This is a genomic window from Martelella lutilitoris, assembly GCF_005924265.1.
Lineage (GTDB): Bacteria > Pseudomonadota > Alphaproteobacteria > Rhizobiales > Rhizobiaceae > Martelella > Martelella lutilitoris.
Window position 1 is genome coordinate 257,178 of record NZ_VCLB01000007.1, and the last position, 21,689, is coordinate 278,866.

Consider the following 21,689-nt stretch of genomic DNA (forward strand, 5'->3'; position numbering starts at 1 on the left):
GCCGAAGGCATCACGACCATGATCACATCGCAACAGATCCGCGCCGCCCGCGCCCTGCTCGGACTTTCGCAAGATGAAGCCGCGGCCTTGACCGGCGTGGACCGGGAAGCACTGGCCAAGGCGGAGACGGACGGCGGCGAACGCGATTTCGCCGTAGCGGACGCGCTGGAAAAAGCGTTCGCAAAGAAGGGAATCGCCTTCATAGAGGACGGCGAAAACGGCGGCGGACCCGGGGTTCGTCTCGCCCATTCGGTCGATCCCTGCGACGGGATCAGGCCGGAGGACCTTAACGCGACGAATGACGGCTGAGACAGGCGCGACCTAGTCTGGAACGACAATCGGTTGTCAGGCCTTTTTCTGCCAGCGTCCGCCCTCGCCCTGCTGCCAGTATGTCAGGCTGTGTTCACCCTGCCTGAGAGCCTTCCATTGCGCGCGGGCCCGGGTCAGTTCGTCGCCGTCATGGCCGTCGAACATCACCACCACGCGGCTGTAATCATCGACATCGCGCACCTCCGCGCCCTCGACGAAGAAGCGGATATCGGCCTGGTTTGTGTTGTCGCCCGCCGTCGTCAGCAGCACCGGCTGGGCTTCGCTGAAGTCTTCGGCATCAGTCCCGTGCGGAATGAAGCTGTCGGCGCGAAAGGTCCACAAAATGCCGTCGAGTCGGTCACGCTCCGCCTCGCTTGTGGTCTGGATCGCGACCCGCCAGCCGCGCTCCAGGCTTTTTTCGACAAGCGGCGGCAAGGCGGCCTCGCGCAGGGATTCCGTCAAATGGTAGAACAGGATCTCCGTCACAGCACCGCTCTCTCCACTTAACCGCGCTTTTCGTAATGACTGCGAACCAGCTCATCGAGCAGCCGCACGCCGAAGCCGGAGGCCCAGCCGCGGTTGATCGCGTTCTTCGGCGCGCCCATGGCCGTGCCGGCGATGTCGAGATGCGCCCAGGGCGTCTCGCCGACAAAGCGCTTGAGGAACTGCGCCGCCGTGATCGAACCGGCATGGCGCGATCCACCGGTGTTGCGCATATCCGCGAAACGGCTATCGACCATACGGTCATATTCCTCGCCGAGCGGCAGGCGCCAGATTTTTTCGTCGGTCGTGTCCGCCGCCTTCGCCAGTTCGGCGCAAAGCCCGTCATCATTGGAAAACAGCCCGGCGCGATGCGAACCGAGCGCCACCATCACGGCGCCGGTCAGCGTTGCCAGATCGATCATGAAGCGCGGTTTGAAGCGCTCATTGCAGTAGTAGAGCGCATCGGCCAGCACCAGGCGACCCTCCGCGTCGGTGTTGATCACCTCGATCGTCTGGCCGGACATGGAGGTAACGATATCGCCCGGACGCTGGGCATTGCCGTCCGGCATGTTCTCGACGAGGCCCAGAATGCCAACGGCATTCACCTTCGCCTTGCGCGCGGCCAGCGTGTGCATCAGGCCGATGACGGCGGCCGCACCGCCCATGTCGCCCTTCATGTCCTCCATCGAGGCCGCCGGCTTGATCGAGATGCCGCCGGTGTCGAAGACGACGCCCTTGCCGACGAAGGCGATCGGCCGTTCGTCGGTTTCGCCGCCATTCCACTCGATCACCGCCAGGTAAGGCGGACGGACGGAGCCCTGGGCAACGCCCAGAAGCGCGCCCATGCCGAGCTCACGCATCTTTGCCTCGTCCAGAAGTTCGACCCTGGCGCCGAGTGATTCGAGTTCCCTCGCCTTGTCGGCGAATTCGCGCGGGCCGAGGATATTGGCCGGCAGGTTGACCAGTTCGCGCGCCAGCATCACTCCGTCGCCGATCGCCTTGCGTTCGGCAAAGGCTGTCGCGGCGGCGGCCGGATCTGCGGTCACGATCTCGACGGCAACCTCCTTCGCTTCGTCGTCCTCATCCCGCCCGGTGGTCTTGAACCGGTCGAAATTGTAGCCGCCGAGAATCATGCCAACGGCGAATTCGGCGACATTGCCGGCAACCGTTGCAACGCCTGCCGATTCCGCAAAGACCACGAGCGTCTCGGCCTTCGGCGCGAGGCTTGCGGCCTTTCCGCCGGCCTGCAGGTAGCTGTTCGCAACAAGTTGATCGGCCTTGCCGAGCCCGAGCACAATGATCCGCGCCGCTTCGCTGTCGGCCGGCGACAGGAGGTCGAGCGAGGATGCGGGCTTGCCCTTGAAACCGGCGGTCGCCGCGGCCTTCTGATAAAGCGGGTCGATCCCGCCAAGGGCCTCGGATCCGGCCGGAGCGCCGCCTTCCGTGGCGAGCGTGATGACTGTCTTGCCAGCGATATCTGCCGTTTTTGCAAAGGAGATCGAGAATTTCATTGTGAGTGCTCCGGAGTTTCGGGAATGCGCGCCGTGGTTATGCCGTCAGGTTGTAGCAAGAGAAGAAATCTACCCCTTGTTAACGCAACGGGCCGAGAACGGTTGACCCCGTCCTCATAACACTTAAAACCACCAAATAGGAAACGCTGTGCTTCACGCATGACGAACGAAACCGGAAAATCCGCATTGCCAAGTTCCAGGCCGAAACGATGGCTGACAGACGCATTCGGTCGCCTTGGCGACATGCCGCCGCTCAAGGCGGCTTTCGTCATTCTGTTTGCTCTCTGGTGGGTGCTGCTCCTGTTTTTCTATCTGTTTCCCGCGATCGATATCAGCGCGTCACGGGCCTTTTTCAGCCAGACCCATTGCGCCACCAGCACGCCGGCCGACACTGTCTGCGGCAATTTTCCGATCGCCCGCGACAAGGCGCTCGGACTTTTGCGCGACCTGATTTTCTACCTGCCGATCATACTCGGCGTCGGCATCATCGTCCGGCTTGTCATGGCCTGGTCGCATCACGGCGCGACCTATGACGTCCGCCTGGTCAAACGTCTGCTGGCAGGTTTGACCGCGCTCATCCTCGGGCCCGGCATCCTGGTGAACATGATCCTCAAGGAACATTCACACCGGCCGCGGCCGCGCAATACCGATCTGTTCGGCGGCGATCTGAGCTTCGTGCCGGCAGGCGATTTCTCGGGCGCCTGCGGTTCAAACTGCTCGTTCATTTCCGGCGAGGCGGCAGGGGCCGGCTGGCTGTTCTGCTATGCCGTGTTTCTTGTGCCCGACCGGTTCAAGCTCCTGTTTTCGCCGCCGCTGATCGCGCTAGCGCTGGCGTCGCCCGCCATGCGGCTGGCCTATGGCGGCCACTACCTCTCCGACATCGTTCTCGCCTGGCTGGGATCGATCGTCATCTTCATAGGAACACTTTACTTTTTCACAAGGAAGGATACGGCAAGCGAGCGCGGCTCCCGCGCTTCACAGGCCTGAAAACCGGCAAGAGCTGCATGAAGATACTGGAACGCTACATACTGGCCCGCGTGGTCCGCATGTTCCTGGCAACCCTGTTGCCGGTGCTGGCGATCCTGTGGCTGACGCAGGTGCTCGGCCGAATCAACCTCGTTACCGACAGCGGCCAGTCGATTCTTTCCTTCCTCACGCTGGCAACGCTGATATTGCCTACGGTCATCCCGACCGTTCTGCCCTTCGGCCTTGTCCTCGGCGCGGCGCAAACGCTGACGACGATGAACAATGATTCGGAACTGGCGGTCATCGACGCTGCCGGCGCCCACCGTTCGATCATCTACCGGCCGATCCTGATGTTCGCCGTGGTTCTCTGCGCCTTCTCCTTCGTTCTCGACAACTATATCGAGCCGAAATCGCGCGCCGAGGCGCGCACGCTGATCGCCTCGGTCTATGCCGACCTGCTCTCCACCGTAATCGAGGAGAAGACCTTCCGCGAAATCGAGGACGGGCTCTACATCCAGATCTCGGAACGGCTCTCCGGCCGGGTGCTGAAGGGCCTTTTCGTGGCCGATTACCGCGAGCCTGAGAACTCCTACATCTACTATGCCCGCGAAGGCGCGGTTGACGAAAGCGGCAGCCAGCTAATCATGCGAAACGGCCAGGTGCAGCGCGAAGACGAGACCGGTAATGTCTCCATCGTCCAGTTTGATTCCTACAGTTTCGACCTGTCGGAACTGACCAGCGACCGCAGCCAGGCCTCCCGCAAGGCGACGGATCGCGGCCTGCCCTTCCTGCTCAATCCTGATCCCGAAGACCCGGACTACAAGGCCAATCCCGGCGCCTACCGGGCGGAACTGACCCGGCGCCTGACCGACTGGTCGCTGCCGCTGATCTACGCCATCTTCACCATCGTCATCGTCGGCGATGCGCGCTCGCACAGGGAGCGGCGCATTCCGCCGATGGCGACCGCCTTCGTTCTGACGCTCGTTCTCCGGCTGATGTCGCAGTTTTCGACCAACCGTGCGGAGAGCGACGCCCTGTTCGTCCCGATTTCCTACGGCATCGTCATCGTGCTGTTCGCTCTAGGCCTCTACCTGCTGCTGAAGCCGAGACGGGCGCGCAGAAATGCCAGCATGCTCGACCGGACCAATGCCGCCTTTTCCCGCATGATCGGCCGAGGGGCTCGCAATGACGGAGGCGCGTCATGATCTTCTCCGTTCTCGGCCGCTATTTCTTCACCCGCTACCTGATAACGGTCGGCTGGTTCTTCTTCGGCGTGATCTCGATTATTTACCTGATCGATTTTTCCGAAGTCATCGGCAATATCTCGGTCGATGCCGGACAGGGCACGACGGATGCGATGCTGATCACGGCCCTGCGCCTGCCCTATATCCTCCAGCAGACAATCCCCTTCATCGCGCTCTTTTCTGCCATGGTTGCGTTGATCGCGCTCAACCGGCGCAACGAACTTGTCGTCACCCGCTCTGCCGGCATTTCCGTATGGCAGTTCATCCTGCCCTTCGTCATCGGCGCCGCGCTGCTCGGCGCGGCAAGCGTCGTCGCGCTCAATCCCCTTGCCTCCTGGACCCAGAAAAAGGCGATCGGGCTCGAGGCGATCGGTCATGGCCAGGACCGGACGGTGCCATGGCTCAGACAGCTGACCGACGGTCAGGACACGATTATTGGCGGCCGCGGCATTGCCGAGAACGGAACCGAGTTGCTCCAGGCGGTGGTGATCTATTTCGACGACCAGGGCGGTCTCGTGAAACGTCAGGATGCCGCAAGAGCCGTGCTCAGCAATGGCTGGTGGACGCTCTTTGACGTCACCGAAACCGAGGTCGGCGAATTATCCACACATCGTGACGAGGTCCGGGTCAAAACCAATCTCGACGAGCAGTTCGTCCAGCAGAACCTCGTCCAGCCGGACCTTGTGAGCATTTTTGCGCTGCCGAGACAAATTGACCTCGCGCGTCAGTTCGGCATTTCAACCAATGCCTTGGAGACGCAATATAACTATTTGTTATCCTTGCCTTTCCTTTTGGTCGCCATGACCCTCATCGCAGCCACCGTCTGCCTGAAGTTTTCGCGCTTCGCGCAGTCGCCGGCTGTTATTTTGGGTGGAATCCTGTCCGGCTTTCTGCTTTATGTGACGAGTGTTCTTGTAAAGGCGTTTGGCAGCAGCGGAGTTTTGTCGCCGCTTCTTGCGGCCTGGATTCCGGTGGTCGTGGCGATGGCGTTGGGTCTGACGATATTACTGCATCAGGAGGATGGTTAGTGTCCCGGCAAGTTACGAGTAAATTGGGCCTTGCCGGGCTTCTGGCGGTTGCCAGCGCATTGACGCCGGTCAGCCTCCTGGCACAAACCGCCCCTGCTTCAAGCATTGAGGAAGACTACGGCATTTCCGTTCCCGACGATGATTCGGGCCCGATGCTTTTGACGGCGAACGAACTGATCTACAATCACGATACGCAGATGGTTTCCGCCATCGGCGGCGTGCAGATTTACTACGCCGGTTATCGCATGGTCGCCAACAAGGTCGAGTATGACCAGAAGGCGGGCCGGATGATGGCCTATGACGGGATCGAGGTGATCGATCCGGACGGCAACCGCCTGCGCGCCGAGAAGCTTGACGTCACCGACGACTTCGCGAACGGTTTCCTCGACGCCATCAGTGTCCGCACGCCCGACAATATTGCGATCGCCGGCGAACGGGCCGAGCGGATCGACGGCACCAGGATGGTGCTCGAGAACGGCGTCTATACTGCCTGCGTACCATGCGCCGAAAACCCGGAAAAGCCGCCCTTCTGGCAGATCCGCGCCCAGCGCGTGATCCAGGACGGCGAAACCCGGACGGTCCGGCTCGAAAGCCCGCGCTTCCAGCTTCTCGGTCACACGATCGCGGTCCTGCCGTCGATCACGGTTCCCGATCCGAGCGTCAAGCGTAAACGCGGTTTCCTGTTTCCGTCGATGAGCATTGGCGAAAATCTCGGCGTCGGGTTCTCCCTGCCCTATTACATTCCGATCTCGCCGAGTTCCGACGTCACCTTTACCGGAACGGGCTATACCGAGCAGGGTTTCCTTCTGGAAGCTGAATATCGCAAGCGCTATCGCAACGGCCAGCACACGCTGCGTTTCGCCGGCATCGACCAGATGGGCAGCGACCAGTTTACCGGCGGCACCACCGATGCCGAGGTAAACGGCCGCGCCATGATCGCCTCCACCGGCGAGTTCCAGATCAATCCGCGCTGGGTCTTCGGCTGGGATGCGATGGTGCAGAGCGACAACAATTTCGCCCGCACCTATTCGATCGACGGCCATGACGACAAGATCTTCAACAACCAGGTCTATCTCGAAGGTCTCGGCAAGCGCAGTTCGGTGTCGGTCAAGGGCAATTATTTCGACGTTCAGGACGCCGACAGCGAGGACGCGGCCGAGAGCAAGCAGGCGATCGTGGTGCCGGTCATCGATTATGACTATATCGCGCCGGAGCCTGTTTTCGGCGGGCAGCTGTCCGTCACCAACAACCTCACCAACATCGTCCGCCGCAAGAATGATGTGGTGCCGACAGCCGTCAACGACCGCTTTCTCGGGCTGAAGGGCAACAGCACGCGCCTGACCAGCGAAGTCGAATGGGAGCGGACCTTTACCACCGACGGCGGTCTGCAGCTCAGCCCGCTGCTGGCCGCCCGTGCCGACGGTTACCTGCTCAATGTCGATGACCCGAACCAGATCAATGGCGGCGCTTATTCCTATGCCGGCAATTTCGTCGATCAGGACGCCGCCGCACGCGCCATGGTCACCGCCGGTCTGGAGATGAAATATCCGATCCTGATGACCAACAGCTTCAGCTCGCACATCATCGAGCCGATCGGTCAGGTTTTTGTCCGTCCGGACGAGCAGTATGCCGGCGGTCTGCCGAACGAAGACGCGCAGAGCTTCGTCTTCGATGCGCTGACACTGTTTGAGCGTGACAAGTTTTCGGGATATGACCGCGTCGAAGGCGGCACGCGCGCCAATATCGGCTTCCGCTACCGCGGCGTGTACGATTCCGGCATGCTGGTCAACGGCCTGTTCGGCCAGTCGTTCCAGCTTGCGGGCAAGAATTCCTTCGCCTCCCCCGATCTTGTGGGCGTCGGCATCGACTCCGGTCTCGAATCGAAACGGTCCGACTATGTCGGCGCCGCTTCCGTTTCCTTCCCCTTCGGTCTTTCGTTCACCGGCGGCGCACGTTTCGATGAGGAAGACTTCACCCTGCAGCGCACGGATTTCGGCGTCGGCTACAATTCGCGCTGGTTCGACACGGCGCTCGACTACACGAACATTCTCGCCCAGCCGGGCTATGCCTATAATGAGCGCAACAGCGAGATCAAATCGACGAGCACCTTCCGTCTCAACGACAATTGGGGCGTTTCCGGCTCGCTGACCTATGATCTGGCCAACAATGTCCTGACCAATCGCTGGGTCGGCCTGACATACGAGGACATCTGCACGATCTTCTCGATCACCTATCAGGAAGACTGGGACAACAACAACCGCGAGGCCGTCGACTGGACGATCGGCGCGCGTCTGACCTTCCGCACGCTGGGCGACATCGTGGTCGGCAGCGATTCTCTCAATTGACCCGATCGGTCGCTCCGATCCGATCAATGCCTTGCTTTTGCCCCTAAAATGGACAAAACATTGCCATCGAGAGATGGGCATGGATCGTACTATTACATGTCCGCGAACGAAACTGACAGTAACTGCACCGCGCCCAGGGAGGGGCGGCCAGGCGGTGTCGAGCCAGTGCTTGAGAACACGCCGCCATGCCGGGAAGGTGCCTCGCCGCAACATGCGGCGCAGAAGGCTGTTGAAAGGAAAGAACATGACTGCCGCAAGATTTTCAGTGACCGCCTTTGCCGCCGCCATGATCGCCACGGCCGGCATCACAGGCGCCGCGCCGCAACCCGCCTTCGCCAAAACCGTCGACATTGAAGTCATCGTCAACAATGTCCCGATCACCAATGACGATATCGCCAAACGCCGAAATCTGCTGCGCCTGATGGGGACGAAGGGCAATCTGAACGATAAGGCGCGCGAGGCGATGATCGACCAGGCGCTGAAGCAGTCGGAGATCGCGCTTCGCAACATGTCGGTCACCCAGCCGGAAGTGGACGACGCTTTCGCCAATTTCGCCAATAGCAACGGCATGTCCGTCTCGCAGATGAGCAATATCCTCAATCAGGCCGGCGTCGGCGTCGACCACTTCAAGTTCTACATCGCCGTGTCGATGAGTTGGAGCCAGTTGCTGCGAGCCCGATACGGCGGTAACACGCTCCTGCCCGAGGACCAGTTCATCGCCCAGCTCGAGGCAGCGGAAAAAGACGGCAAGAAGCCTGAGACCACCGAATATCTGCTGAAGCGCATCGTCTTTGTCGTGCCGCAGAATGAGCGCGGCTCGCTGCTTGCCAAGCGCAAGCGCGAGGCCGAATCCGCGCGTTCGAAATTCCCCGGATGCGACCAGGCGATCTCCTTCGCCGCAACGATGAACGACGTGACGGTCCTCGACTATGGTCGCTTTCTGGAGCCTCAGCTTCCGGCCGAATGGAAGGACGCCGTCACCAAGGCCAAGGGCGATACCACATCGGTTCAGACGACGCCGTTCGGCGCGGAATTCCTTGCGATCTGCGACCGCAAGACGACATCCGATGACTACGCCGCGCGTCTCGTACTCAGCGCCGAGGAGAACTCGGCCGAGGAAGACCGAGACAGCGAAAGCGAGAAATATATGGAAGAACTGAAGAGCAAGGCCCAGATCGTCACCCCGGGCAAGTCCTGATTGATCCCGAATGATGACTGATCGTCCGCTTGCTCTCTCCCAGGGAGACCCCGCCGGCATTGGGCCGGAGATTGCGCTCAAGGCCTGGTCCCGCCGCGAACAGACGGGAATGCCCCCCTTTGTCTATCTCGGAGATCCGCGCATTCTGAAGGCCCGTGCTGAGATGCTCGGCCTGGACGTGCCGGTCGCGGTTTCGGCTCCTGAGGCCGCGGTCTCGAATTTCAACGCGTTTTTGCCGGTCTTCGCCATTGATGCGGCGACGCCCGTTTCGCCCGGAAAACCCGATCCGGGCACGGCGGCCGGCACGATTGCGGCGATCGAGACCGGGGTGAAGCTCACCATGCGCGGCAAGACAGCCGGTCTCGTGACCAATCCGATCGCCAAATCGGTGCTCTACAGTTCCGGCTTCCGCTTTCCCGGCCATACGGAATTTCTGGCGGAGCTCGCACGACGAGAGACCGGGACGGAGTATCACCCCGTGATGATGCTCGCCTGCCCGGCCCTGCGCGTCGTGCCCGTCACCATTCATATCCCGCTCGCCGATGTTCCGGGCGCCCTTGACCGGCAGTTGATCATCGAGACGATCCGGATTACCGCGCGCGACCTCGCCCGTCGTTTCGGCATAGGTTCGCCGCGGCTTGCCGTCGCCGGGCTCAACCCGCATGCCGGCGAGCAGGGCACGATCGGCCGCGAGGATGAGGAGACCGTGCGTCCGGCGCTTGAAATCCTGCGCGCCGAAGGCATCGACGTAACTGGCCCGCTTCCCGCCGACACCATGTTTCACGCAAGCGCCAGGGCGCGCTATGACGCGGCGATCTGCATGTATCACGATCAGGCGCTGATCCCGGTCAAGACGCTCGGCTTCGAGGAAGGCGTCAACGTGACGCTCGGCCTGCCCTTCGTGCGAACCTCTCCCGACCACGGGACGGCCTTTGACATTGCCGAACGCGGCATCGCCGATCCGCGAAGCCTGGAAGAGGCGCTCAAGCTCGCCGCCAGGCTGACCGCCGGATCGGGGCAGCGGCCATGAGCCAGATCGACGATCTGCCGCCGCTGCGCGAAGTTCTGGCCAATCACGAGTTGAATGCAAAGAAAGCGCTCGGCCAGAACTTTCTGCTCGACCTCAACCTGACGCAGAAGATCGCCCGTACGGCCGGCGACCTTGAGGGCACGCATGTCATCGAGGTCGGCCCCGGTCCCGGCGGCCTGACGCGCGCCATTCTCTCGCTTGGCGCGGAAAGGCTGACCGTGATCGAGCGCGATTCGCGCTGCCTTCCGGCGCTGGAGGAGATCGCCGGCCACTACCCGGGAAGGCTCGAGATCATCGAGGGCGACGCGCTGAAGGTGGATTTTGCCGAGATCGCCGGCGGCAGACCAATACGCATTATCGCCAATCTGCCGTACAATGTTGGCACGCAATTGCTGGTGAACTGGCTTCTGCCGAAGGCATGGTCGCCCTATTGGCAATCGCTGACGCTGATGTTCCAGAAGGAAGTCGCCCAGCGCATCGTCGCCGAGCCCGGCGACAGCCATTACGGCCGGCTCGGCGTGCTTGCCGGCTGGCGCACCGAGGCGCGCATCGCCTTCGATGTCCCCCCGCAGGCCTTCACGCCGCCGCCGAAGGTGACGTCGAGCGTCGTCCATCTCACGCCGCGCGCCAAACCGATCGCGGTCGAGGCCGCAGCGCTCGAGAAGATAACCCAGGCCGCCTTCGGCCAGCGCCGCAAGATGCTGCGCCAGAGCCTCAAGTCGCTCGGCGGCGAGGCGTTGCTGCAAAAGGCGGATATCGATCCGACGCGGCGCGCCGAAACGCTCAGCGTCGAGGAATTTTGCACGCTCGCGCGCGTGCTCTAGAGCCCTTCAGGCTACTCGGACAGAAGCGCATCCACATGGTGCGGGATGACGCTCTCATATTCGCGCTTCGCCCGCTCTGCCCTCAGGATCGAACGCACCAGGTCATAGGCGTCCTCAAGATCGTCGTTGACGACGACATATTCATAGTCGCGCCAGCGCGAGATCTCGCCGGTGGCGTTCTTCAGGCGGACCTCCATAGCGGCCTTGCTGTCTTCGGCACGGGCCATCAGCCGCGCCTTCAAAGCCTTCATCGACGGCGGCAGGACGAAAATGCCGACGACATCGCGCGGGAGCGCCTGCTTCAGTTGTTCAGCGCCCTGAACGTCGATGTCGAACAGCACGTCGCGGCCGGCGGCAAGCGATTTCTCGACCGCCGCTCTGGGCGTCGCGTAGAAATTGCCGTGGACCTCGGCCCATTCGAGAAAGGCGCCTTGATCACGCCGGGCGAGGAATTCGTCGGGCTGCAGGAAGAAATAATGCACGCCCTCTTGCTCGCTTTTGCGGCGCGCCCGCGTGGTCGCGCTGATGGACAGGTCGATCATCGGATCTTCAGCGAGAAGCCGCCGCGCGATTGTCGACTTGCCCGCGCCGGACGGGGCGGCCAGGACCAACATGATCCCGCGTCTGTTTACAGCGTCACTCTCTGCCATGGCTCTACTCCAGATTCTGTATCTGCTCGCGAAACTGATCGATGACCGTCTTCAGCTCCAGCCCGGCTGCCGTCACCGCCACGGCATTCGATTTGGAACAGATCGTATTGGTCTCGCGGTTGAATTCCTGCGCCAGAAAATCAAGCCGCCGTCCGCAGGGACCGCCCTGCTGCAGAAGCGCGCGGGCGGCCGCAACATGGGCGTTCAAGCGGTCGATTTCTTCCTGAATGTCCGCCTTTGTGGCCAGCAGCACCGCCTCGGCATAAAGCCGTTCGCTGTCGAGCGCGGGCGCGGCCTCCACCAGTCTCGCCACCTCTTCGGAAAGCCTTGCGGCGATGGTGGCCGGTGCGCGCGATGGATCGGCGGCAATCATTTCCGTCAGCGTTTCGATCCGGTCGATCTGCCGGGATAGAATCGCAACGATCTTCTCGCCCTCATCGCCGCGCATGGCCGAAAGCCTGTCGAGCGCGAGGTCGAGATCATCGAGGATCATGCGGTCGCGCGTCTCGATCGCCTCGTCGCTGTCTTCGGCCTCACGGAACTCGGCAATGCCGCGCATGCCGAGAAGGCCCTCCATGGTGAGCGGCCTGTCGTCGAGGGCATCGCCGAGCCGGGCCTTGAGGTCGAGCACGGCCTGAAGCGCCGCCTCGTTGACGACGAGTTCCAGCCTGCTCTCGGCGAGCGCGATCGACAGCGCCACCTGCACATTGCCGCGCGACAGCCGGCCTGACAGGCGCTTGCGGACCTCGCTCTCCAGATGATCGCTGCCCTGCGGCAGCCGAAGCCGGAAATCGAGCCCCTTGCCGTTGACGGACCGCAGTTCCCAGGTCCAGCGATAGCGCTGCCAGTGTCCCTCGCTGCGGGCAAAGCCCGTCATGGATTGCGGCTTCATCTCTTCCCCTCTTGGCCCCTGCCCGGCAATCGGGACCGGGCCATTGCGGCGCAAACTACAGTATTTTCCTCCGGACGCTAAGCCGGATCTCCGGCGAGGGTCAGTTGGCGCCCTGCTCCGCCTCGATCTTGCGCCAGCGGCGTACATTGGCATTGTGTTCGTCCAGCGTCTTGGCAAAAGCGTGCCCGCCGCTGCCATCGGCGACAAAATAGAGATCATCCGTACGGGCCGGATTGGCGACCGCTTCCAGCGCCGCCCGGCCGGGATTGGCGATCGGCCCCGGCGGCAGGCCGTTGATCCGATAGGTATTATACGGCGTTTCCCTGTCGAGGTCGGAACGGTAGATCGGCCGGTCAGCAGGTTTTCCGGCGCCGCCGAAAAGGCCGTAGATCACCGTCGGATCCGATTGCAGCCGCATGCCGCGCTCAAGCCTGTTGAGGAAGACGGCCGCCACCTGCGGCCGCTCGGAGGCAATGCCGGTTTCCTTCTCAACGATCGAGGCAAGCGTGACAAAGTCTTCCTTGTTGTCGATCGGCAGGCCCTGATCCCGCTTCAGCCAGATCTCGTCGACCATGCGCTGCTGTCCCTCGCGCATCTGCTCGATGATCTCCGTGCGGTCCGTCCCGCGCGAAAAGCGGTAGGTTTCCGGCATCAGGCTGCCTTCGGGCGGCAGTTCCTCGGGCAGATCGCCGCTCAGATTGGGATCGGCGGCGAGCCGGTCAAAGACCTGCTGGACGGTAAAGCCCTCGGGGAAGGAGATGCTGTAGAGAATGGATTTTCCTGATTCGAGCAGAGCCGCAACGTCGGCCATGGAGGCGCCGGCCTTGATCTCGTAATCGCCGGCCTTGAGGGTCTCGCCGTTGCGGAGATGGGCTGCCGTCACATAGCGAAAGATACGCGAATCGCTGACGATGCCGTTGCGCTCCAGATCCCGGGCAATGGTGGCAAGGCCCGCGCCGGCGCGCACGGTAAACTCCGCATTCACCGTCAGCGGCCCCGGTTCATTGTAGCTCGATTTCGCATAGTAGTAGATGCCGCCCACGGCCACGGCCGCAAGAACAAGCAGCGTCATCACGAAATTCATGAAGGTCACGAACTGGCTCTTGGCCTTCCTGGAACGCTGTACGGGCTCGGGAACACGCTCAGGCCGCAATGCTTCCTTGGCTGATTTCGGCACGACCGGCCGGCGGTCGTCACCCGTGCCCTCGCCGTTCTCACGCCCGTTTTCATGGTCAGAACCGCGCACCGGTAACCTCTTCAAACAAAAACGGCCGCATCTTCCGATGATGCGGCCTCACACATCCTTGCCTGCGACGGAAAAGAATCACAGCAGCAACGATATCGAATCCAAAGCCGAAGCCGTTGAACCTAGATAAGAAAACGGCCGCAAGATGTCAGCCGTTTCTTTTTGCCATCCACAAGGCCTGACGGACGATCAACCGTTGTAACGACGCAGGACGAGCGATGCATTCGTCCCGCCGAAGCCGAAGGAGTTCGAGAGGGCCACGTCGATATTGCGCTTACGGGCGACCTTTGGCACGAGATCGATCGCCGTTTCGCGCTCGGGATTATCGAGGTTGAGCGTCGGCGGCGCGACATTGTCGCGAATCGCCAACGTGGAGAAGATCGCCTCGATCGCGCCGGCGGCGCCGAGAAGATGGCCGGTCGCCGATTTCGTCGACGACATCGCCACCTTGCCGGCATCGTCCCCCAGAAGCCGCTCGACAGCGCCAAGCTCGATCGTATCGGCCATGGTCGAGGTGCCGTGAGCATTGATATAATCGATCTCGCCCGGCGCGATGCCGGCGCGCTTCAGGGCCGAGGTCATGCAGCGGAAGGCGCCCTCGCCGTCCTCGCTCGGCGCGGTGATGTGGTAGGCATCGCCGCTGAGACCATAGCCAACCACTTCCGCGTAGATCGTTGCGCCGCGCGCCTTGGCGTGCTCGAGCTCTTCCAGAACCACGACGCCCGCGCCCTCGCCCATGACGAAACCGTCGCGATCGACATCATAGGGACGCGAGGCGCGCTGGGGGTCGTCATTGAAGTCGGTCGACAACGCCTTGCATGCGGCAAAGCCTGCGAGCGACAGGCGGCAGATCGGCGATTCCGCGCCGCCGGCAACCATCACATCCGCATCGCCAAAGCCGATCAGCCGGCTGGCGTCGCCAATGGCGTGCGCGCCGGTCGAGCAGGCGGTGACGACCGAATGGTTGGGGCCGCGCAGCTTGTGGCGAATGGAGACCTGGCCGGAGGCCAGATTGATCAGGCGGCCGGGAATGAAGAAAGGCGAGACACGGCGCGGACCGCGGTCGCGCAGGGTGTAGCCGGCTTCCACGATACCATCGAGACCGCCAATGCCGGACCCGATCAGGACGCCCGTCGAAATCTGATCGTCATCGCTTTTCGGGTGCCAGTCGGCATCGTTCAGCGCCATGTCGGCGGCGGCCATGGCATAGATGATGAAGGGGTCGACCTTGCGCTGTTCCTTCGGCTCGAGCCACTCATCCGCGTTGAAGGTCCCGTCGCTGCCGTCGCCCAACGGGATGGAGCAGGCGATCTTGGCCGCCAGGTCTTCCGTCTCGAAAGCGGTGACCCTGGATGCGCCGTTCCTGCCTTCCAGCAAGCGCGACCAGGTGACCTCGGTTCCGCATCCCAGCGGCGTTACCATGCCCAGACCGGTGATTACTACACGCCTCATTGGTGGATCGCCCCTTTTCAGTTTCTTTTCGCATCCGGCACTTTGCGGGAGCCGGGTGGCCGCTTTCCCAGCAAAGCGGCATTCTTATCCCTCGGTCGAACCGGGCGGCCAAGGAGACCGAACCATATTGCTCGGCCAAAGCAAGGCGCGCAGTGTCGACGCCGATGGCTGCCGGATCCGGTTCAGGATAAAAAAATGGCCCGTTTGACCGGGCCGATCAAGGCGGTATTCGGGCAATGCCCAGAAAACCGCCTGCTATTTGTCTTTCGATCAGGCCTGGGCCTTCTCGATAAACTTGATCGCGTCGCCAACGGTCAGGATGGAGTCGGCCGCATCGTCGGGGATTTCGACACCGAACTCTTCTTCGAAGGCCATGACCAGCTCGACGGTGTCGAGCGAATCTGCGCCCAGATCGTCGATGAAGCTGGCGCTTTCAACAACCTTGTCGGCGTCAACGCCCAGGTGGTCAACTACAATTTTCTTAACGCGTTCTGCGATATCGCTCATGTCGGTATCCTCGACCTGTCTCAAGTTCGATGGAATGCGCGAAGCATTCCTCTAAGTTAAAGCCTTCATCACCCTGCCTTCAAGCACGGATGTGGCGGCAAACACGTGAACCAACGCCCACATTGGAAAAAAACCGGCCCGCTGGACCGGATCATATCCGCAGGACTGTTCTTGGCAGTCCCGGCCCGCTTACCATGCTTTGTTCACGGCGCAAAGCCCAAAAAGCGCCGTCTGGCGGCCAGCACGGGCATTTCAATCGCCTGTGCCCGCCAAAATGACGCCTCAGTTCAGACCATCACCATGCCGCCATTGACGTGCAGGGTCTGGCCGGTGACATAGCTCGCCTCGTTGGAGGCAAGATAGGTGACGGCGGAAGCGATGTCATCACCGCTGCCCATGCGCTTCATCGGCACGGCGGAAAGAATGCCTTCCTTCTGCTTGTCGTTCAGCTTGTCGGTCATGGCCGTCTCGATGAAGCCCGGCGCAACACAGTTGACCGTGACGTTGCGCGGCGCGACTTCCTGGGCCAGCGACTTCGAGAAGCCGATCATGCCGGCCTTGGCGGCGCAATAATTGGCCTGCCCCGGATTGCCGGTGACGCCGACGATCGAGGTGATGTTGATCACCCGGCCGAAGCGGCGGCGCATCATCGGATGCATGATCGCCCGCGTCAGAACGAAGGCGGCGGTCAGGTTGACCTCCAGCACGCTTTCCCAGTCGGCGTCGCTCATGCGGACAAACAGCCCGTCCTTTGTGATGCCGGCATTGTTGACCAGAATGTCGATGCCGCCGAGATCGGCCTCGGCCTTTTCACCAAGCGCCTTGACCGCGTCGCGGTCCGAAAGATCGGCGGGAAACACATGCGCCCGCTCGCCAAGATCGGCGGCCAGCGCCTCGAGCTTTTCGGCGCGCGTGCCATGGAGGGCCACGGTAGCCCCCTGTCCGTGGAGCTGGCGGGCGATCGCCTCGCCGATGCCGCCGCTTGCCCCGGTTACAAGCGCCTTGCGCCCTGTCAGATCCAACATGTCAAAACCTCGTCCCGTAATACCTTGAGTGTCAGGGTCCGCACGCGGCGACCCGGTGTCAGTCCGTTCAGCCTTTGATCGCCTTCAGCACGCCGTCGATATCCTCCGGCCCGCAGACGGCAATGCCGTTGACCGAGCGGTCGATGCGGCGCGCAAGCCCGGTGAGCACCTTGCCCGCGCCGATCTCGTAAAGCGTCTCGACCGCGTTGGCCGCAAACCAGCTGACCGTTTCGCGCCAGCGCACCCGGCCGGTCACCTGGGCAACCAGCAGGCTCGCGATCTCTTCCGGGTCGGTCACCGGCTCGGCACGCACATTGGCAACAACCGGCACGACCGGCACACCCTTGCGCACCTCGGAGAGCGCTTCTTCCATGGCATCGGCGGCAGGCGCCATCAGCGAGGAATGGAAGGGCGCCGAGACCGGCAGCAACAGGGCGCGCTTGGCGCCCTTGTCGGTTGCCAGCGCAACGCCCTTTTCCACGCCGGCCTTCTCGCCGGAAATCACCACCTGGCCGCCGCCATTGTCATTGGCGATCTCGCAGACGCCGGCCGAGGACGCTTCCTTGCAGACCGCCTCGACATCTTCGAAGGCAAGCCCGATGATCGCAGCCATGGCGCCCTTGCCCACAGGCACGGCCTTTTGCATGGCGTTGCCGCGAATGCGCAACAGTCGCGCCGTGTCTGAGAGCGAGAACGTGCCGGCGGCGCAAAGTGCGGAATATTCGCCGAGCGAATGACCGGCCACATAGGAAATGTCGCTTTTCAGATCGAGACCTTCGGCCTCCAGAACGCGGATCACCGCGAGCGACACGGCCATCAACGCCGGCTGGGTGTTTGCGGTCAGCTGCAGCTGGTCTTCGGGGCCTTCCCAGATGATGCGCGACAGCTTTTCGCCGAGCGCGTCGTCGACTTCCTCGAAGACATGCCGTGCGGCTGTAAATTCATCGGCCAGCGTCTTGCCCATGCCGACGCTCTGGCTTCCCTGTCCGGGAAAGGTGAATGCGACTGTCATCTGCGGTCCCCTCAAGCCAATCTTTGAACGCTTTGAAGCGCGGTTCATGGAAAAACCGCGCGGGAAAGGCCTTCCATTTGACGTTTCGGCTGCCGGTGTCAATAGCTGCCGTCCGGCATTCTCAGTTGAATTTGCCCGCGAAAATGGCGCTAATTGCTTGCGCCGCGGCGCCATCCGGCTAAGTTTCGTCAAAACCCGCCACCTTCAATTTTCAGGTAATTTCATGAAAACCAATAGTTTAGGCCGCACCGGCATAGAAGTTTCGCAAATCTGCCTCGGCACCATGACCTGGGGCACGCAGAACACGGAAGCGGAAGCCCACGCCCAGATGGACTATGCCGTGGAAAACGGCGTGAACTTCTTCGATACCGCCGAAATGTATCCGGTCACGCCCTTGAGCGCGGAAACCTATGGCCGCACCGAGGAATATGTCGGCACCTGGTTCGAGCGCCGCAGGAAGCGCGACGATATCGTTCTGGCGACCAAGATCGCCGGTCCCGGCCGGCCCTGGGTGCGCGACGGCAAGCCGATCACGCCGCAGGCGATCCGCACTGCGCTCGACGCCAGCCTGAAGCGGCTGAAGACCGACTATATCGACCTCTACCAGATCCACTGGCCCAATCGTGGCCATTTCCATTTCCGCAATTCCTGGACCTATACGCCCTACGGCCAGGACCGCTACCAGAGCCATGTCGACATCGCCGAGACGCTCGACACGCTGGACAGGCTGGTGAAGGCCGGCAAGATCCGCGCCATCGGCCTTTCCAACGAAACGGCCTGGGGCACGATGCGCTATCTCAACCGCGCCGAACAGAACGACCGGACTCGGATTTCCACCGTGCAGAACGAATACAGCCTGCTTTATCGCCACCACGATCTCGATATGGCCGAGCTTGCCTATTACGAGGATGTCGGCCTGCTTGCCTTCTCGCCGCTCGCCACCGGTCTCCTGACCGGCAAATATCTCGGCGGAACGGTGCCCGCCGGCTCGCGCGCCTCGATCCAGCCGGAGCTTGGCGGCCGCCGCAAGCCGCAGCAGGAACCGGCCGTTAAAGCCTATATCGCCGTTGCCGAAAAGCACGGCCTCGACCCGGCGCAGATGGCGCTCGCCTTCGTGCTGTCGCGGCCCTTCGTCACCGCCGCGATCATCGGCGCGACCTCGATGGAACAGCTTAAGACCAATATCGCCGCCCACGAACTGACGTTGTCGGAAACGGTTCTGGACGACATCGCCAGGGTTCACCGGCAATTCCCGATGCCGATCTGACGACAAAAGCCGGCGGCATATTGTTTCCGCGCGGCCGCGCCCCATATGCGGTCGCTGGGACGCAATTTTCGCCGGTTTATCAACCGGCTTGGCAGGGACAGGGACCGGAACTTGGACTATCTTTATATCGCACTCGGTCTCCTCGGACTTTATTTCGGCGCGGAATGGCTGGTCTCCGGCGCGGTGGCCACGGCCCGGCGGATCGGCATCTCGCCGCTCATCGCCTCGCTCGTCATCGTCGGTTTCGGCACGTCGTTGCCGGAACTGCTGGTCTCGGTCAGGGCCGCGCTCACCGGCGCGCCCGGCATCGCGCTCGGCAATGTCGTCGGCTCCAACATCGCCAATATCCTGCTGATCGTCGGCATCTCCGCGATCATCTTCCCGATTGCCGGCTGGGACCGCTCCGTCCGGCGCGATGCCGCGACCATGGTGGCCTCGGCCGTCATCCTGCTTTTCCTCGTTCAGTATCAGGTGATCGACCGCATTGCCGGCGTCGTGCTGCTGGCGATCCTCGCCCTTTATCTTCTGCGCACATATATGTGGGCGCGCAGGACCGGCGCCCGGCTTAATGACGATGTCGAAGTGGATGTCGACGCCATGCCGGTGTGGAAAATGGCCTTGTTGATCGTGGCGGGACTCGTCGTCCTTCTGTTCGGCGCGGAGTTCCTCATTCGCGGCGCGACCGAGCTTGCCGCCCATTTCGGCGTGTCCGACGCGGTGATCGGCCTCACCGTGGTTGCCATCGGCACCAGCCTGCCGGAACTGGCGACCGCCGTCGTCGCCGCCACGCAACGCCACTCCGACGTCACCATCGGCAATGTCACCGGCTCCTGCATCTTCAACACGCTCTGCATCCTCGGCGCCACCGCGGCCATCGCGCCCCTGCCCGTCTCAGACGGCTTCGCCACGCTCGATGTGCCGGTGATGCTGGCGGCGAGCGTGTTTTTCGCGGGGATGCTGTTCTTCGCGCCGAAGTTCCACCGGGCGACGGGCGTGGTGATGGTGGTGGTCTATGCGGGGTATATCGTCTACCTTGTGTGACCAAAACCCATTTGTCTGCGAAGGTGAGTTTGCGAAATAGCAGGGAATAATGAAAAACGTACTCATAACCGATGTTGATAATACTCTCCTAGATTGGGTCGAGGTTTGGTACCAGTCTTTCAGTGCGATGTTGAAGGAAACTGCCAGAATTTTGGATGTTCCCGCAGATTCTCTGCTTCCCTCTATTCAGAAGGTCCATCAGAGATATGGCACCAGCGAATATGCTTTTTTGCTTGAAGAACTCCCAGAAGTTCAAGAGCGTTTCAAGCACAATGCATTAGAGCACATGGAACCTGCCATTGATGCCTACCGCAAAGCACGACGCGCCACACTCAGGCTTTATCCAAATGTTATCGAAACAATGAAGACCCTGAAATCGAAAGGCATTACAATTGTCGCCTATACCGAATCCCAAGATTTTTACACTCAGTATAGGTTTAGAAAACTGGGCCTGGATCAATTAGTCGATTATCTTTATTCACCCAAAGATACTAAGCCAACTTCAAAGGACACGTCAAGAATTCGTATTTACGAATCAAATACTTACAATATGGTTCATACAATTCAGCGCCATACGCCGTTTGGTGAAATCAAACCAAACCCAGACATTCTGATTTCCATAGTGAGAGATTTAGGAAAGAATAAGGAGCAATGTGTCTACATAGGCGATAGCAAAATGAAGGACATAGCCATGGCACAGGAGGCTGGAATAACCGACGTCTGGGCCAAATATGGCCAGAACAAGAACGCCCAACAGTATGAACTCCTAAAAAAGGTAACACACTGGACACCAGAGATGGTGGAGCGTGAAAAGAAAATAAATTTTGGCACTATCATTACTCCGTCTCATACCCTTGAGTTAGGATTCGAGCAGATTATAGAGATGTTTTAGAGAATGTATTCGGTACGTAAAATAGGTAAAGATGCAAGCGCAAAACATTGGATTGAAATCTGGAAAAAGACGGTCGACGTCCAGCAACATTTTAATGACATAGAGCTTCGTATTCGTAATTACGCAGTGATCGTTGTTGGTGCCTTGCTGGGATTGGGAGGCTACGCGCTCCGACTAAATATCGGAATATTGCTATTTGGTGCCGAGGTATCTGTATCGGGAATAATTGTATTAGCATCAATATTACCGATATTTGCCTTCTATTTTATGGATAGATTTTGGTACCACAGACTGCTTGTCGGATCAGTCAATGCGGGAGTCATTATTGAGAGAAAACTTAAAAGAATAGGGTATTCTGTAAGCTTAGGAACAGAGATTTCAAGCGCGAGCCCTTTTAGATGGCGTTTTTGGGGGAAAAATACCGGCACGACCCCATGGTATAAGTTCCCACTTCGCGAGATGCACACTAAAGATAAAATGGACTTATTCTATCTCAGCATGATAGCTGCTGTTTTGGTTATCGGGGTTACTCTGCTATTTTCGCCACCCGAGCGATTTGAGAAACCAGAAGTTGAGAAAGAAGAACAGTTAGTACGCACTGAACTCCAATCAGACTCGCTGAATAGCTATTGCGCTGCTACGCCCGTTCCTCCCCCTTGCATTCCCCCGAAAAATCCGTATAAGCCGCTCATCCAAAGGTCCGGTCTTCAGGCTGGTGGCTGAACGGAGGGCTGTTTTCGCTGTGGCGGAAACGCTTGGCGCGTAAA

The 21,689-nt window shown here is 60.8% G+C and carries 21 protein-coding genes; 12 read left to right on the top strand and 9 right to left on the bottom strand.

Translation table 11 applies throughout. The features are described 5' to 3' along the window. Positions 1-18 precede the first annotated feature (18 nt). On the top strand, positions 19-309 hold the full coding sequence (locus FF124_RS14100; RefSeq protein WP_138749128.1) for a helix-turn-helix domain-containing protein: 291 nt from the start codon (positions 19-21) through the stop codon (positions 307-309). 36 nt (positions 310-345) lie between these two features. Here the strand turns inward: FF124_RS14100 and FF124_RS14105 are convergent, their stop codons facing one another. Continuing rightward, entirely contained in the window at positions 346-795 is a 450-nt protein-coding gene (locus FF124_RS14105; RefSeq protein ID WP_138749129.1) for a DNA polymerase III subunit chi, read from the bottom strand. A gap of 17 nt (positions 796-812) precedes the next feature. Continuing rightward, positions 813-2,303, bottom strand: coding sequence for a leucyl aminopeptidase (locus FF124_RS14110; protein WP_138749130.1), 1,491 nt, complete (start codon positions 2,301-2,303; stop codon positions 813-815). A gap of 186 nt (positions 2,304-2,489) precedes the next feature. Between FF124_RS14110 and FF124_RS14115 the strand changes: the two genes are divergently transcribed. The 7 genes from FF124_RS14115 (at position 2,490) to rsmA (ending at position 10,938) form a co-directional block, all read left to right on the top strand. Next, the gene (locus FF124_RS14115; RefSeq protein WP_246072438.1) at positions 2,490-3,290 is read left to right on the top strand and encodes a phosphatase PAP2 family protein; all 801 of its coding nucleotides are present in this window, start codon (positions 2,490-2,492) and stop codon (positions 3,288-3,290) included. Positions 3,291-3,307: 17 nt separating this feature from the next. Beyond that, positions 3,308-4,474, top strand: a complete 1,167-nt coding sequence (locus FF124_RS14120; RefSeq protein ID WP_138749132.1) for an LptF/LptG family permease — start codon at positions 3,308-3,310, stop codon at positions 4,472-4,474. After that, positions 4,471-5,541, top strand: a complete 1,071-nt coding sequence (lptG, locus tag FF124_RS14125) for an LPS export ABC transporter permease LptG (protein ID WP_138749133.1) — start codon at positions 4,471-4,473, stop codon at positions 5,539-5,541. Before FF124_RS14120 ends, lptG begins: the two co-directional genes overlap by 4 nt. Positions 5,542-5,693: 152 nt before the next feature. Continuing rightward, positions 5,694-7,886 (top strand): LPS-assembly protein LptD, encoded by a 2,193-nt coding sequence (locus FF124_RS14130; protein WP_246072455.1) that lies wholly within the window; start codon positions 5,694-5,696, stop codon positions 7,884-7,886. A gap of 244 nt (positions 7,887-8,130) precedes the next feature. Then, entirely contained in the window at positions 8,131-9,084 is a 954-nt protein-coding gene (locus FF124_RS14135) for a peptidylprolyl isomerase (RefSeq protein ID WP_138749135.1), read from the top strand. Between the two features lie 10 nt (positions 9,085-9,094). Further along, entirely contained in the window at positions 9,095-10,114 is a 1,020-nt protein-coding gene (gene pdxA, locus FF124_RS14140) for a 4-hydroxythreonine-4-phosphate dehydrogenase PdxA (RefSeq protein WP_425462535.1), read from the top strand. Further along, positions 10,111-10,938, top strand: coding sequence for a 16S rRNA (adenine(1518)-N(6)/adenine(1519)-N(6))-dimethyltransferase RsmA (rsmA, locus tag FF124_RS14145; protein WP_138749136.1), 828 nt, complete (start codon positions 10,111-10,113; stop codon positions 10,936-10,938). Before pdxA ends, rsmA begins: the two co-directional genes overlap by 4 nt. 11 nt (positions 10,939-10,949) lie before the next feature. Here rsmA and gmk read toward each other — a convergent pair whose 3' ends face one another. The 7 genes from gmk to fabD all read right to left on the bottom strand — a co-directional run bounded on the left by gmk (position 10,950) and on the right by fabD (position 17,722). Next, entirely contained in the window at positions 10,950-11,588 is a 639-nt protein-coding gene (gene gmk / locus FF124_RS14150) for a guanylate kinase (RefSeq protein WP_138749137.1), read from the bottom strand. 4 nt (positions 11,589-11,592) lie between these two features. Continuing rightward, on the bottom strand, positions 11,593-12,480 hold the full coding sequence (locus FF124_RS14155; RefSeq protein WP_187326941.1) for a YicC/YloC family endoribonuclease: 888 nt from the start codon (positions 12,478-12,480) through the stop codon (positions 11,593-11,595). A gap of 100 nt (positions 12,481-12,580) precedes the next feature. After that, on the bottom strand, positions 12,581-13,657 hold the full coding sequence (gene mltG, locus FF124_RS14160; protein ID WP_425462539.1) for an endolytic transglycosylase MltG: 1,077 nt from the start codon (positions 13,655-13,657) through the stop codon (positions 12,581-12,583). 258 nt (positions 13,658-13,915) lie between these two features. Continuing rightward, the gene (gene fabF, locus FF124_RS14165) at positions 13,916-15,178 is read right to left on the bottom strand and encodes a beta-ketoacyl-ACP synthase II (RefSeq protein WP_138749139.1); all 1,263 of its coding nucleotides are present in this window, start codon (positions 15,176-15,178) and stop codon (positions 13,916-13,918) included. A 270-nt stretch (positions 15,179-15,448) separates the two neighbouring features. Next, positions 15,449-15,685, bottom strand: coding sequence for an acyl carrier protein (locus tag FF124_RS14170; RefSeq protein WP_018062986.1), 237 nt, complete (start codon positions 15,683-15,685; stop codon positions 15,449-15,451). Positions 15,686-15,972: 287 nt separating this feature from the next. Beyond that, complete coding sequence (fabG, locus tag FF124_RS14175; protein WP_138749140.1) at positions 15,973-16,710, bottom strand: 3-oxoacyl-[acyl-carrier-protein] reductase; 738 nt, start codon at positions 16,708-16,710, stop codon at positions 15,973-15,975. Positions 16,711-16,777: 67 nt separating this feature from the next. Continuing rightward, positions 16,778-17,722 carry an ACP S-malonyltransferase gene (gene fabD, locus FF124_RS14180; RefSeq protein ID WP_138749141.1) on the bottom strand — a complete coding sequence of 315 codons (945 nt, stop codon included), beginning with the start codon at positions 17,720-17,722 and terminating at the stop codon, positions 16,778-16,780. Between the two features lie 223 nt (positions 17,723-17,945). Between fabD and FF124_RS14185 the strand changes: the two genes are divergently transcribed. The 4 genes from FF124_RS14185 (at position 17,946) to FF124_RS14200 (ending at position 21,645) form a co-directional block, all read left to right on the top strand. Then, complete coding sequence (locus FF124_RS14185; protein ID WP_138749142.1) at positions 17,946-18,989, top strand: aldo/keto reductase; 1,044 nt, start codon at positions 17,946-17,948, stop codon at positions 18,987-18,989. 111 nt (positions 18,990-19,100) lie between these two features. Then, on the top strand, positions 19,101-20,030 hold the full coding sequence (locus FF124_RS14190; protein ID WP_138749143.1) for a calcium/sodium antiporter: 930 nt from the start codon (positions 19,101-19,103) through the stop codon (positions 20,028-20,030). A gap of 49 nt (positions 20,031-20,079) precedes the next feature. Continuing rightward, positions 20,080-20,922, top strand: a complete 843-nt coding sequence (locus FF124_RS14195; protein WP_138749144.1) for an HAD family hydrolase — start codon at positions 20,080-20,082, stop codon at positions 20,920-20,922. 3 nt (positions 20,923-20,925) lie between these two features. Continuing rightward, the gene (locus tag FF124_RS14200) at positions 20,926-21,645 is read left to right on the top strand and encodes a hypothetical protein (protein ID WP_138749145.1); all 720 of its coding nucleotides are present in this window, start codon (positions 20,926-20,928) and stop codon (positions 21,643-21,645) included. The last annotated feature ends 44 nt before the right edge of the window (positions 21,646-21,689 follow it).